Here is a 13,384-nt window from a genome sequence, read left to right as displayed (position 1 = left end):
TTTCAGAAAGAAGTATCTACGGAAACACTTTATTATTTTTAGAAAGGAGAGTTAAGTAATATGTTAAATATTCTTAAAGAATGTAGTCTATTCAAAGGCCAAGCTTTAAGTCATATAGAGCATCTTTTGGGAAGTATAAATTATAGAGTTGAACATTTTAAAGAAAATGAAATTGTCTTCTCCTATGAAAAGATTGCTGATACAATAGGAATTATCTTATCTGGATCTATAGATGTTCAAAAAATATTTCCTTGTGGAAAGGTTGTAACAGTAACTACGAGAACTGCACCTGACCTAATTGCTAATGCCTCAATGTTTTCTAAAATTGAATATTACCCATCTAACATCTCTGCATGTAGTCCGTCTGATATATTGCTTATTCATAAGAATGAACTACTAAAATTGTTTTTAATTGATAAGAGAATAATGATAAACTTTTTAGAGTCTGTATCTAATCGTATACTAGAATTAAATAAAAAAATCGAAATACTTTCTTTAAATTCTATTAAAGAAAAGATAGCTTTCTTTCTTATCAATGAATGTGAAAAAAATAATTCTAATAAGATAACTTTATCTTTTTCAAAAAAATCTTGGTCTGAGCATATGAATGTTTCAAGATCTTCACTTTCAAGAGAGCTTAGAGATTTAAGTGATAAAGGTATATTAACATTTGACAAAAGAACTATTATAATTAAGGATTTAGAAGAGTTGAACTTAATTCTTTATGAAAGCTAAAAAAAGTCATACTTAGTTGTTATAGTTTAACTAAGTATGACTTTTGAAATTTCTTTTATACACTTAAAGTCTTCAATTTCTTTTTAGTTACTTTAAATATTTGATGAATTAACAAATAAGCAGCACTTATTAAAAATACAAACCAGAAAGTAACAAATCTTAACATTATAGAAATTGCCATTCCATTGTATGATGGTACCCCGATAGACGTAAGCAGTAAAATCATAGTTCCTTCAAAACTACCAGCACCACCTGGTAATAATGGAATCATAGATACCATATATGTAAGATAAGTTATAACAGACATTTGTATAAGACTAACATCTACATTTAGTCCTTTTGCTATAAGATAAGCTTTTACTCCATAAAACTGCCATATAATAATCGAAAGTATAGTTTGTAAAATGAGTAATCTTTTATTCTTTATCATTTCTCTAAAAGATTTATTAAAACCATCAATTCCATCTTCTATTTTTTGTTTAAATCTATTTTCATTTTTCATAAATTTGGTGATATATTTAATCTTCTGTGGGTAAAATAGCATTAGGCTTATAAGTGCGAATATCACCGTTAATACTATAAAACTAATTACTATTACATTAATAATATTAGAACTTAAATTAGTACTTTGAATTATAAATAAAAGTAATGATATTATATTGAGTACTATGAATGTGAAGATACTAATTGTCTTTTGAACTCCTACTATTGCTGTTGACTTGCTTGTCGATATGTTTGCAATTGACTTTATCATAAGTATCTTTGTTAGTTCTCCTCCAAATTTTACTGAAGGAGTTATACTTTCTGTAAATGTTCCAGCCATATTTATATGAAAAATGTTTTTAAAAGATATCTTCTGTCCAATTTGTATACTAATTGTATACCATTGTATATTAAGCAACATCACAGTTATTATCTGTAGAACACATCCTATGATAATGATACTCATATCAAAAGATTTTATAGCGTTAAATACCTTATTAAAGTCAGCTAACCATAATATCATTACTACCGATGCTATGCTTGCTAGCAGAAGAAGGTATTTTTTCACACTTATTCACTCCTTTATTTTTCTAAATAATAGAGTCGCATTCATTGTACAGTTATCTTGATCTATAGATTGATTCTGATATTGATTATCAGTAATTTCGAATTCCTTGAAGTATAATGACTTAAGATGCTCTTTGGGACTACGAACTAGCACTCTGGTTTCACTAGAACATCTTTTTAAGATATTTTTAAGTATTTTATCTTTAGGGAATACTTGTAATGCCATATGTATTACTGAATATTTTGAAGGATCTATATCTTCTCCTCTTGATATAAATACGCGTACTCTTTCTGACATATTAAGTTTGTCTATAACTCTTTGAGCACAACTTACAGCCACAGGATCACAGTCTACTACGCAAACCTTTGCTCCTGTCTGGTAAGCTATTTCTAATGCTGTGCATGGAAATGGTCCTCCTCCTATGCAAAGCACTTTATCTTCTTCAGTCAATTGTCCTAACTCAACTTCTTTTTCTACTATATCTTTATAATAAAGACTATAAAAGTACACTAGTCTTGGAAAGAAGGACGTTATTCTTTCCAAGGACTTAGTAAATCTAGGTATTATGCTCATCTTTTTTCCTCCATTTATCTATATTATTTGTAACACGAAACTTCCTATTTGGTTTACTATTCCACCAAATAAAAACGCTAATATTATCGTTATTGCTGATATAGTTAAAGCTATTTTCATGCCAAATTCTTTTATAAGTACGCCCACAACAGATAAGCATGGTATATAAAATAGTGCTACTATTGATCCTACTAATAATTGTAGAGTGTTTAAGTTTAACTCTAGCATAGGAAGTACTGCAAGTTCTCTTCTTATAATTCCTAAAATAAGTCCTAATGTTGCTTCCTTAGGTAATCCTAACCATCCTTCTATAACAGGTTCTAACACTTTACTAGCCGAATTTAGAACTCCTGTCTCAGCCACTAAGGCTGCAAATGCAACTCCAATTAACATTGGTACTTCAGCTTCAATCATAAAACTTTTTGTACGTATCCATATTTTCTTCACCATAGATTTTAAATCTGGTTTAAGTAAGTTCGGAATTTCTAGTAGTATAGGATCTGACTTTCCTGGTATCATTTTATTTAATATAAGTCCACCACAAATCATAACTATAAAAGATATAATGTATACTAAAACTAATAACGCAGCTGAATGAGATCCTAGTAATGCTATAAATGCACCTGTCTGAGCTACACATGGAATTCCTAACGACACTACAGAAGCTACTATTATTCTTTCTTTATAAGATGTAGCAGCTCTACTTCCTAATATAGCTGGAACTGCACATCCATATCCCATTATAAGTGGTACTACATTTCCACCTTGAATTCCTATTTTTCTAAATATACTATCTACTAAAACTGCTATTCTTGGTAAATACCCACTATCTTCTAAGAACGCTAATACTATGTAGAATAAAAACACATACGGTAATATAAGTGCGAAAGGCCATTCTATACCCTTAATTAAAACTCCATATTCACCAACTAATACGTTATATATTAGACTACCTTCTGTAGCAAATTTAGATACTATACTAGTAAAGAAAGGTGTTACAAAATTATTTATAAGAGGCAAGAGTAATCCTGCTCTTAATCCTTTACCTATACCAACTACTATTGCTAATGATAGTAGTAAAACTAAAGCTGCTATTGGTATTCCCGGCATAGGCCTTAGGGTGTATTCACCCATTTTTTCCATGAATGTAGGTTCTTTGTCTTCTATAGTCTGCACTTTTTCTACTATCTCCCCTACTTTCATCCATCTATCACCTTGTGACATCTTTTTTACTTCTTCATTATTGTTACCTTTGTCTTCACATAACTCTGAAATCTTATTTATTATGTCTCTAAGCCCTATATTTCTAGTAGCAACAGTAGGTATAACTGGTGAATTAAGTTCCTTACTTAGTTTTTGCACATCTATTTTTATTCCTTGTTGCTCGGCCACATCCGTAAGGTTTAGTGCAAATATGATAGGTATATTGTATTCTTTTATTTGCAGAGCTAAATTTAAGTTTCTTTCTAAATTTGTAGAATCTAGTACACACAGTACCACATCCGCTCCTTGATTTAAAAAGTCTATTGCTACTTCTTCCGCTGGAGATGTAGCCTGTAAAGAATATGTACCAGGTACATCTATAAGAGTTCCCTCTTTCCCCTTTACATTAACTGATCCATGAGTGAACCCTACTGTTGTTCCCGTATAATTTGATGCTATAACTTCCTTTCCAGTAAGTTTTGAGAACATAACACTCTTACCTACATTGGGATTTCCCATTAAAAGTATTTTTATACCTATGGAATCGTCTAATGGTAATGCTTTAGCTTCATCATGACAACTCATTATTATTCCTCCTCGATTTCAATCTGACACGCTATGTCTTTTGATATAGCTATATTTCTTTTATCCACTTGTACCACAATTGGTCCTCCTAGTGGTTGTTTTGTAACCATTGATACTTTCTTGCCTTCTCTTACTCCTATTGAATTTAACAGTGAGTTACCTGGAGTTTTCGCAAGAATACATTTCCTAGATTTGTCTAATTCATATAAAGTCATATAATCCCTCCATTGATAGATATTATCATTATCATTGTTATATCATGCTTTCATTGCTAAGTCAACCCAATTGATAATTAAAATCACTTGCACTCATTACAAAAATAAAAGCTCATCTTTCAAAACTTGAAAAAGATGAGCTTTTATCTTTATTATTATTTTCTATTATAATTTTTTGCTATTCAAAAACCTTCTCCACATCTTCTACCATTTTTAAAGCTGTATTAAGTCCTCCTGGTGCAACATACCAAACATGTGAGTCAAGGTATATAATTTTATTATTTTTTATGCTTCTGTTTTCTTAACTATATCATTTTCTAAAGTCTCTTTATCCGATGTATTTCCACCTACAACTGCAGCTCTATCTATAACAAATATATAGCTATATACTCATAAGTAAAATTGACAACGAGTAGTCCTAAGAAAGTTATAGATCCAACTAATGCTGTAGATATTGCCACAAGTATAGATATTATAATAAACATCTTTTTTATATTATTCATTTCATAATTCACTTACATAACTGTATATTTTCTGATTCTTTTAAAATAGAGTTATTTCTTATATATTCTATCCCATTATCATTTATCTTCAGTAAGTCATCTTCAATGCTTATATATTTATATTTACTTAAACGCTCTATAATCTCATTTAAAAATTGTTCTTCCCATCTCAAGTGCTCTACTATAGTTGGCTTTTTCAACTCTATCTCTTCATACTCAATCTCTTGATGATTAAGTAAGTGCATTAGTAGAGATAATTCTGCAAATTCATATTTTTGTCTTTTTCTTCTCTTTAATATAGTTAATAATCCTTTCTTAGGACTGAATATGAATACTATTAAAAATATAACTCCTGACATTACAGACATAGAGCCCGCAATAGATATATCCAGTCTAAAGGCTATTAAAAGTCCAATTATGGCGCTTAGAGCTCCAAAAATCGTACTCCATATAATCATCTTCTTTAGATCTTCCACCCAGAAATAAGCTGTACTAGGTGGTACTATCATTAAAGCTACTACTAATATTGCCCCAACTGCATTAAACGCTCCTACAGTTGTAACTGATACTAAAGTCATTAATGAATAATGTACTATAATAGGTGAAATACCTATAGCAGTTGCTAATGCACTGTCGAATGTAACTATTTTTAACTCCTTATAAAATAACACTATATATATCAAGTCTAATAAAAATATTACACCCATTACATATATAGATTTTGCCCCTAAGTCTAATCCTCTTATAACTAATCTATCAAAAGGCGCAAATGCTAACTCACCAAGTAAGACTGAGTCTATATCCAAATGAATATTCCCTGCATACAAACTAATCAAAATTATTCCTATACTAAATAGAAAAGGAAATATGGTTCCGATAGATGCATCTTCACTAACTAACTTAGTTTTCTGCAGCATTTCTACCAAGAATACTGTTGCTAATCCCGTTAGTGTAGCTCCAATAATTAATAGCGGTGAAGATAAGTCTTGAGTAATAAAAAAAGCAACTACAATTCCCAAAAGAATAGTATGACTTATGGCATCACTCATCATTGCCATTTTTCTTAGTATAAGAAAACTACCTATGAGTGCACAAGATGCAGATGTTAGAACTGCAATTATTAATATTTCTACTTGTGCTAAATTCATTTTCTCCCCTCCTTATATGGCTAATTTATAAAGCTGATATCTTTTCTTTACTATTTAGTTCGTTTAATGCTCTTTTTTATTTACTGTTTCTTTGTTTTTTCTATTCTTAATCTTATTCCAAATTACACCTCTGCTAGGTGCAAATAAGATTGATATAAAAACTATACAACTCATAATAATTACTATTACAGGTCCTGTTGGCATTTTGGGAATAAAGAAGCTTACTAAAGTTCCGCTAATACCAGATACAGAACCAAATATAGCTGATAGTACAGTCATAAGCCAAAGTTTATCTGTCCACTGTCTTGCAGCTACTGCTGGTGCAATAATCATAGCACTCATTAATATTACTCCTACAGTCTGAAGCCCCATAACTATAGATAATACTAATAAGCAAGTTAATAAAAAATCTAATTTTTTCATAGGTAAACCCAAGCTTGCACCAAATTCACTATTAAAGCATAATATTTTAAATTCTTTCCACAGTAGTGAAGTTATAATTATCACTATAATAGCTACAGCACCCATAATCTTAACATCTATTTTCAATAGTGTAGATGCCTGACCGAATAGAAATTTATCTAGTCCAGCTTGATTTGCATTAGGTATTTTTTGAATATAAGTTAAAAGTACTAACCCTAATCCAAAAAACACTGACAAGATCATTCCTAAGGAACTGTCATACTTAACCTTAGATACTTTAGTTATATACATAACTATTACACTAGCAACTATTCCTGATATCAGTGCACCTATAAGAAATAATGGTGTACTCTTAGTTCCTGTCAGAAGAAACATTATACATATTCCGGGTAAAGTAGCATGAGATATAGCATCTCCTATTAAACTCTGTTTCCTAAGAACTGCAAACGTACCTAATATACCACTAATTGCTCCGAATGCAGTGGCTCCTAAACCTACTGTAATAAAAGTATGATCCAATAAAACATCTTTTAAAAAATTCAACACTATCACCTCCAGTTTAAATATAGTCACTTTAGTTATTAACAGCATAAGTCTTTAATATTTTTTCATCAGTAAATACTTCTTTTACAGGCCCTGATTCTATTACTTTCTTATTTAACAATGTAACATAGTCAAAGTACTTATCTACTGTTTGTAAATCATGATGTACTACTACTACTGTTTTTCCTTGAGAACGAAGTTCTTTTAATAAATTTATTATAGCTTCTTCTGTCTTTGCATCTACTCCTTGGAAAGGTTCATCCATGAAGTAAATTTCAGCACTTTGTGCTAAAGCTCTTGCTAAAAACACTCTCTGTTGCTGTCCTCCTGATAGTTGACTAATTTGTCTGTCTGAGAATTCAGTCATACCTACTTTCTCAATTGCTTCTATCGTAAGTACTTTATCTAATCTCTTCGGTCTTTTGAACCATCCTAGGTCTCCATATCTCCCCATCATTACTACATCATATACATTCGTTGGAAAGTCCCAATCTACTGACCCTCTTTGTGGTACATAAGCTATATTTTTTATCATTTCTTCATAAGGACTACCCCAGAATGTTACTCTTCCAGCTACTGGTTTTATCAGATTCAGCATAGTTTTAATAAGTGTCGACTTTCCTGCTCCGTTAGGCCCTACTATAGCCATTAATATTCCTGAAGGTATTTCTAAATTTATATCCCACAAAACAGGCTTTTCTTCATAAGCAACTGTTAAGTCTTCAACTTTTATTATTTTACTCATCTAAAACTCCTCCTTCTTAGATCATTTCTCAAAATTCTTAGTTATGGTATCTATATTATGTTTAACCATTCCTGCATAATCTCCACCTTCTGTACCTACTTCTCCAAGTGAGTCTGAGAAAAGTTCTCCTCCAATTTCTACATCAAATCCTCTAGCTTTTACAGCCTCTTGTAATGCTTCAACATTTCTTCTAGGTAGGGACGACTCTATAAATATTGCAGGTATCTTTTCTTCTACTATAAATTCAGCTAAATTTTTAACATCAGAAGTTCCAGCTTCTGAGGCTGTACTTATTCCTTGAAGTCCTTTTACCTCAAACTTATATGCTCTTCCAAAATAATTGAATGCATCATGAGCTGTTATAAGTATTCTTTTTTCTTGTGGAACCTTCTCTACCTTATCTATTACATATTGATTAAGCTTTCTTAATTGTTCCATATATTCTTCTGCATTTTTTTCGTATTCTTGCTTGTTAGCCGCGTCTAACTCTATGAGAGAGTTTTTTACTGTTTCAGTAGCCTTTATCCACAATGACACATCAAACCATATATGCGGATCAAAGTTTCCCTCGAATTCTTCTGACTGAAGTAGTTCTGACTTATCTATGTCTTTACTTATAGCCACAGTTTTTATATTAATCTTCTCCAAGTTCTCAAATATTTCTCCCATCTTTCCTTCCAAATAAAGTCCATTATAGAAAATAGCATCAGCATTTTGCATTTTATTTACGTCCCCTGCACTAGCTTTATATAGATGTGGATCTATTCCCGGTCCTACTAGCCCTTGTACTTCTATATTTTCTCCACCTATAGCTTTTACTAGGTCTGTTATCATTGTAGTTGTAGCTACCACTTTAATCTTTTCATTTTCTTTACTATCTGTTATCTCATCTTGTGGCTTATTATTACAACCTATTAATGTTAAAACAAGTAAACTAAGAATCATAATAATAGATATAAAGCGTTTCATTTCACACACTCCTTTTATATAGTTAATCCTTTAATTGATAATCATTTTCATTTCATTTTATATATACTATAATATTGCTTTAAATATGAATAATAAAAAATATCGAACTTTTTATAATTTATACTAGTCTACTATATGATTACATACTTGTACTTGGTTCTGCCTAACTTACAAAAAATAAAAAAATCCTAATTATTTAGGATTTTTTATTTTTATAGCTATATTTATTGTTCCTTATATAGCCCTACTATAGGATGAAGTATAAACAACATATTTAATTGGGCTGGCTTGTATTTTCTTTATTATTTTCTTCTTTTATATTTTCTACCAACTCGTTATTATTTATATCTTCAACCTTTATCTTTTCTTTTTTCTCAACATCTTCTCCTAGTAATTCATCTATATTTTTTTGAAGCATGTTAATTTGTTTAAGTATTTTATTAATTTCATTCAGCAATGAATCAGACGCATCTGAAAGTAATGCTAGTGCCTCGAAAGGATTATTTTTTATGTCTATATCTTTAAAGTCAATTTTATCTTTACTTTCTTCTTTTTCATTGACTTCTTCTTTTTCAAGAGATGGTAATTCTATGTCGTTATATTCACTCATATTATTATCTTTATCTTTAATATCTTCAGTATTATTAACATTAGTTTTCTGATTGTTTTTAACTGCTTCATCCACAATATGTTGAATATCTTCTAACATGTCTTTTACTTCTGAATCTATATTCTCCTTTTCCTCTGTGGAGACATTATCTTTCATAGACTCCAGAATTAATTTTCTAGCTAACTGTATAGTAGATTGTGCATCTTCAAATATTTTAAGTCTTTGTTCTAAAACCTCTTTATATTCATCTTTTCTCTTTTCTAGTTTATCAGCTTGTGTAAGATTTCTTAGTTTAAGTTTTAGCATTCCTTCGTCAGATATCTCTAACATATCTTTTTTCATATTTATATTTGCCTGAACTTTTTCTCCTAACTTGTTCGCACTTTCTACATACTTCCCTGACTTATACATTTGATTAGTAAATAAAGTTGAATTCTCGTTTAGTTTAATATCCATAAAGCTATCCCCCTATAAGCTATTCTCCTATATTTTGTACAATTAACCATATTATCGACTTATATTCCCTATTCTTTAATATTAACTTTGCTTTGATACTCTAGATATACTTTTATATCAATCTAGATTAATCTTTAAGTTTTAAAAAATAAAAGTCATAAGACTTAGACTTATTGCCTTTATCTTATGACTTTTGTTTTAAATAAAAATATATAAATGATTAAACTTCCCTAGTACTTATTTTTAACCACTCTTTTTCTTCTTCATTTAAATAAACTGATAGCTTCTCATATACATCTTTATGATATTCATTTAACCATCTTTTTTCTTCTTCAGTAAGTAGTTCTACAGATACTCCATTTAAATCTATAGGACAAAATGTAGTAACTTCAAACTTCATAAACTTTCCGAACTCAGTTTTTTTATCTTCTGTAACTAACAAAATATTTTCGGTTCTTATACCATGCTTATTTTCTTTGTATAGTCCTGGTTCGTTAGTAATAAGCATTCCTGGTTCAAGTTTAATGTCATTATGTGCATATGAAATCCTCTGTGGACCTTCATGTACTCCTAACAGATAACCTACACCATGTCCTGTGCCATGTTTAAAATCTAGACCCTGTTCCCATAAAGGAAGTCTTGCTAATATGTCTAATCTTGAGCCTGTTGTTCCATATAAAAATTTAGCTTTACTTAATGAAATATTTCCTTTCAGAACTAATGTAAAGTCTCTCTTTTCTTCTTCTGTCACCTTACCTAAGACTATAGTTCTTGTTATATCAGTAGTTCCATCTAGATATTGTCCTCCTGAATCTAGCAGGAGCATCCCTTCATTTTTTAATATGTATTGACTATCTTCACTCGCACTATAATGGACTATTGCTCCATGATCTTTATATCCAGATATAGTCTCAAAACTTGGTTCTATATAATTTTCACCTAGTCTTCTGAATTCTTCTAACTTTTCACTTACAGATAATTCTGTTATCTTCTCTTTTCCTATATTTTTATCTAGCCAACAAAGAAATTTAACCATAGCTACACCATCTCTTATTTGGCATTTTTTAAAATTCTCTATTTCTATGTCATTTTTTATAGCCTTTAAATTCATTACTATATCTTTTCCATATATTTTTTCACATGTTGAAGGAATACTGTCATGAAGCCATACACTCGTTTTAGAAGAATCCAGATATATATTTGACTTCCAATCTAGCTTTTCCATAACAGTTTTTATATCACTATATTCTTTTATTTCTACTCCATTTTTACATAAATATTCTTTAACACTAGACGTAAGCTTTGTATCGTCTATAAACAATGTGGCATTATTGGTAGATACTAAAGTATAGGATATAGCTATAGGATTACAAGGTATATCTCTACCTCTTATATTAAAAAGCCAAGCTATATCGTCTAGTGAACTTAGCACATAAAAATCTGCATTTTTTTCCTTCATTTTTTTTCTTACTACTTCTAATTTTTCCTTTACGCTTTTTCCTGAGTATTTTACATCATGTGTAAATATCTTTTCATTAGGTAGTTGAGGTCTCTCACCCCATAGTTCTCCAATTAAATCATAGCTTGAGTTTATTTTTATATTTTTCTTTTTGAAAGTCTTCTTCATATTCTTTACCTGATCATATGAAAATAATTTTCCATCAAATCCTACGCATGATGAAGATTCCAGCTGATCTTCTAGATATTTATTGATACTTGGAACTTTATCTTGACCCATTTTATATAGTTTTATTTCACTACTCTTTAACTCTTTCTCAGCTTGTATAAAATATCTACCATCTGTCCATAGTCCACTTTCTTTCATAGTTACAACTACAGTTCCAGCTGAGCCTGTAAATCCAGAAATCCATTCTCTCCCTTTCCAATAGTCTGGAACATATTCACTTTGATGTGGATCAGAGGTTGGTATTATGTATGCATCTAAATTTTTTTCTTTCATCAGCTTTCTAAGTGATGTTATTTTTTCATTTACTTTCAATTTCTTATCCTCCTTTATATTGAGATAAATTAAGTTTAAATATTAATTTATCTCAACATATTTTAATTTCCCAGGAAATGCGACAAAATTTATTTGCATATTTCCCTATATATCTTCAACTATATTTTTAACCCACTTCTTAGATATTAATCTTGGCATTCCTAATAATGTCTTTATTATTTCTTCAGTATATGCACAAGCCACAACCCAATATACAGGTAGCTTAAATACTAGTGCACCTATAAATGCAAATGGTACTCCTATTAACCATACACATCCTACTTCAAGCATCATAGAATACTTAGTATCTCCACCACCTCTAAATACTCCTACTATCATAACAGTAGTGAATAGCTTACAAGGTATAAAGACTGATATGACTGCAAGAACCTTTTTACTAGTTTCATAAAGTTGAGGAGATGTACTACTAAATATCTTCAGTATATACGGAGATGAAAGATATAAAATTAATCCTAAACATATTCCGGCAATTGCACCTATAACACAAAACTTCTTCGCATATAGTATTCCTTCCTCTTCTTCACCTGATCCAATTTTATTACCTATCATTGTAGCACATGCACTTGCTAATCCCAGTGAAAGTACCATAAATATATTTTGTATAGTGATAGCTACTTGAACTGCTGCCGTAGCTTCTTTTCCTCCAGATGCATAAGCAATAGAGTACATTACTACTCCTAGCGACCACATTCCTTCATTCATTATAACTGGCAGTGTTGTATGGATAAACTTTTTTACAAAATTTGATGATATATCTGTAAGTTCTCTTATCTTTGCTTTTAGTACATTTCCTTCATCTCTATATATTATTGATACTATTAGAAAAGATTCTATCATTCTAGCTATTACTGTTGCTATAGCTGCTCCTTCTATTCCCATTGCCTTAAATCCAAAGTTACCAAATATAAAAGTATAATTTAGTAACGTATTTAATAGTATAGAGATGAAACTTATAAGCATAGGTAACTTTGCTTGTCGTACACTTCTACAGGCACCACTATATGCATAAGTTATAGCTGTAAATATATAACTTATACAAACTATCTTCAAATATTTAGAACCAAGTGCTATAACTTCTGCGTCATTTATTAAAATTCTCATTATCTGTTTCGAAAAAAGTAGAGCTGCAAAAGTAAATATTAGACTTAATGATACTCCTAAAATAATTGCTAAACCTAATACTCTTCTAATATTTATTCTATCTCTTTTACCCCAGAACTGTGCTATAAATATAGACGCCCCACTGCTTATTCCAAATAAGAGTAATGTAAGTAGAAAAAACACTTGATTAGCTTGTCCCACCGCTGCTACATTTGTTGATCCTAATTTAGTAACCATGAGTGTGTCTACCATATTTAGTGATGATGAAATTAAATTTTGAATAGTTACAGGTATCGCTATAGAAAACATAGCTTTATAAAATGTTTTGTCTTTTTTTATTAGATCCATATTTCTCCTCCGTTCATTAGTATATATTATATTGTAAACTTATATCAGTATTTTATAGATACAAGATATCAATAAAAATAAGTAAACTGCTTACTCCAATAAAATGGATTTAATAATCTTACTATGTTAACATTTGTGAAGAATATTATGTAGTTA

The 13,384-nt window shown here is 30.2% G+C and carries 13 protein-coding genes; 1 reads left to right on the top strand and 12 read right to left on the bottom strand.

The genetic code is table 11. From position 1 onward, the window contains the following. The first annotated feature begins 60 nt into the window (after positions 1 to 60). Positions 61 to 735 (top strand): Crp/Fnr family transcriptional regulator, encoded by a 675-nt coding sequence (locus tag CURI_RS01795; protein ID WP_014966571.1) that lies wholly within the window; start codon positions 61 to 63, stop codon positions 733 to 735. A 55-nt stretch (positions 736 to 790) separates the two neighbouring features. On the opposite strand, the gene CURI_RS01790 is transcribed toward CURI_RS01795, so the two are convergent. From CURI_RS01790 to CURI_RS01740, 12 genes are all read right to left on the bottom strand, one after another. Next, positions 791 to 1,786 carry a lysylphosphatidylglycerol synthase transmembrane domain-containing protein gene (locus CURI_RS01790; RefSeq protein ID WP_014966570.1) on the bottom strand — a complete coding sequence of 332 codons (996 nt, stop codon included), beginning with the start codon at positions 1,784 to 1,786 and terminating at the stop codon, positions 791 to 793. A 6-nt stretch (positions 1,787 to 1,792) separates the two neighbouring features. Beyond that, positions 1,793 to 2,359: a class I SAM-dependent methyltransferase gene (locus CURI_RS01785; RefSeq protein WP_014966569.1), complete on the bottom strand. Its 567-nt coding sequence runs from the start codon at positions 2,357 to 2,359 to the stop codon at positions 1,793 to 1,795. A gap of 18 nt (positions 2,360 to 2,377) precedes the next feature. Continuing rightward, positions 2,378 to 4,147, bottom strand: a complete 1,770-nt coding sequence (locus CURI_RS01780; protein ID WP_014966568.1) for a ferrous iron transporter B — start codon at positions 4,145 to 4,147, stop codon at positions 2,378 to 2,380. A gap of 2 nt (positions 4,148 to 4,149) precedes the next feature. Continuing rightward, a complete protein-coding gene (locus CURI_RS01775) occupies positions 4,150 to 4,362 on the bottom strand; it encodes a FeoA family protein (protein WP_014966567.1) in 213 nt (70 codons plus the stop codon). Positions 4,363 to 4,727: 365 nt separating this feature from the next. Continuing rightward, entirely contained in the window at positions 4,728 to 4,865 is a 138-nt protein-coding gene (locus CURI_RS15195; protein ID WP_228370440.1) for a hypothetical protein, read from the bottom strand. Between the two features lie 8 nt (positions 4,866 to 4,873). Beyond that, a complete protein-coding gene (locus CURI_RS01770) occupies positions 4,874 to 6,013 on the bottom strand; it encodes a metal ABC transporter permease (protein WP_014966566.1) in 1,140 nt (379 codons plus the stop codon). A 63-nt stretch (positions 6,014 to 6,076) separates the two neighbouring features. Beyond that, the gene (locus CURI_RS01765) at positions 6,077 to 6,982 is read right to left on the bottom strand and encodes a metal ABC transporter permease (protein WP_014966565.1); all 906 of its coding nucleotides are present in this window, start codon (positions 6,980 to 6,982) and stop codon (positions 6,077 to 6,079) included. Between the two features lie 28 nt (positions 6,983 to 7,010). Beyond that, complete coding sequence (locus CURI_RS01760; protein ID WP_014966564.1) at positions 7,011 to 7,724, bottom strand: metal ABC transporter ATP-binding protein; 714 nt, start codon at positions 7,722 to 7,724, stop codon at positions 7,011 to 7,013. A gap of 21 nt (positions 7,725 to 7,745) precedes the next feature. After that, positions 7,746 to 8,693, bottom strand: coding sequence for a metal ABC transporter solute-binding protein, Zn/Mn family (locus CURI_RS01755; RefSeq protein ID WP_014966563.1), 948 nt, complete (start codon positions 8,691 to 8,693; stop codon positions 7,746 to 7,748). 274 nt (positions 8,694 to 8,967) lie between these two features. Then, entirely contained in the window at positions 8,968 to 9,759 is a 792-nt protein-coding gene (locus CURI_RS01750; RefSeq protein WP_014966562.1) for a hypothetical protein, read from the bottom strand. 220 nt (positions 9,760 to 9,979) lie between these two features. Beyond that, the gene (locus tag CURI_RS01745) at positions 9,980 to 11,758 is read right to left on the bottom strand and encodes an aminopeptidase P family protein (RefSeq protein WP_014966561.1); all 1,779 of its coding nucleotides are present in this window, start codon (positions 11,756 to 11,758) and stop codon (positions 9,980 to 9,982) included. Between the two features lie 105 nt (positions 11,759 to 11,863). Continuing rightward, on the bottom strand, positions 11,864 to 13,228 hold the full coding sequence (locus tag CURI_RS01740; protein ID WP_014966560.1) for an MATE family efflux transporter: 1,365 nt from the start codon (positions 13,226 to 13,228) through the stop codon (positions 11,864 to 11,866). Positions 13,229 to 13,384 lie beyond the last annotated feature (156 nt).

Source organism: Gottschalkia acidurici 9a (genome assembly GCF_000299355.1).
Taxonomy (GTDB): Bacteria; Bacillota; Clostridia; order Tissierellales; family Gottschalkiaceae; genus Gottschalkia; species Gottschalkia acidurici.
This window is presented reverse-complemented; position numbering and strand designations above follow the sequence as displayed.

Bases quoted from the DNA above. Each gene is read 5' to 3' on its own strand.
- CURI_RS01780 (WP_014966568.1), bottom strand. From the start codon at position 4,147: ATGAGTTGTCATGATGAAGCTAAAGCATTACCATTAGACGATTCCATA.
- CURI_RS01770 (WP_014966566.1), bottom strand. From the start codon at position 6,013: ATGAATTTAGCACAAGTAGAAATATTAATAATTGCAGTTCTAACATCT.
- CURI_RS01785 (WP_014966569.1), bottom strand. From the start codon at position 2,359: ATGAGCATAATACCTAGATTTACTAAGTCCTTGGAAAGAATAACGTCC.
- CURI_RS01775 (WP_014966567.1), bottom strand. From the start codon at position 4,362: ATGACTTTATATGAATTAGACAAATCTAGGAAATGTATTCTTGCGAAA.
- CURI_RS01755 (WP_014966563.1), bottom strand. From the start codon at position 8,693: ATGAAACGCTTTATATCTATTATTATGATTCTTAGTTTACTTGTTTTA.
- CURI_RS01795 (WP_014966571.1), top strand. From the start codon at position 61: ATGTTAAATATTCTTAAAGAATGTAGTCTATTCAAAGGCCAAGCTTTA.
- CURI_RS01760 (WP_014966564.1), bottom strand. From the start codon at position 7,724: ATGAGTAAAATAATAAAAGTTGAAGACTTAACAGTTGCTTATGAAGAA.
- CURI_RS01750 (WP_014966562.1), bottom strand. From the start codon at position 9,759: ATGGATATTAAACTAAACGAGAATTCAACTTTATTTACTAATCAAATG.
- CURI_RS01740 (WP_014966560.1), bottom strand. From the start codon at position 13,228: ATGGATCTAATAAAAAAAGACAAAACATTTTATAAAGCTATGTTTTCT.
- CURI_RS15195 (WP_228370440.1), bottom strand. From the start codon at position 4,865: ATGAATAATATAAAAAAGATGTTTATTATAATATCTATACTTGTGGCA.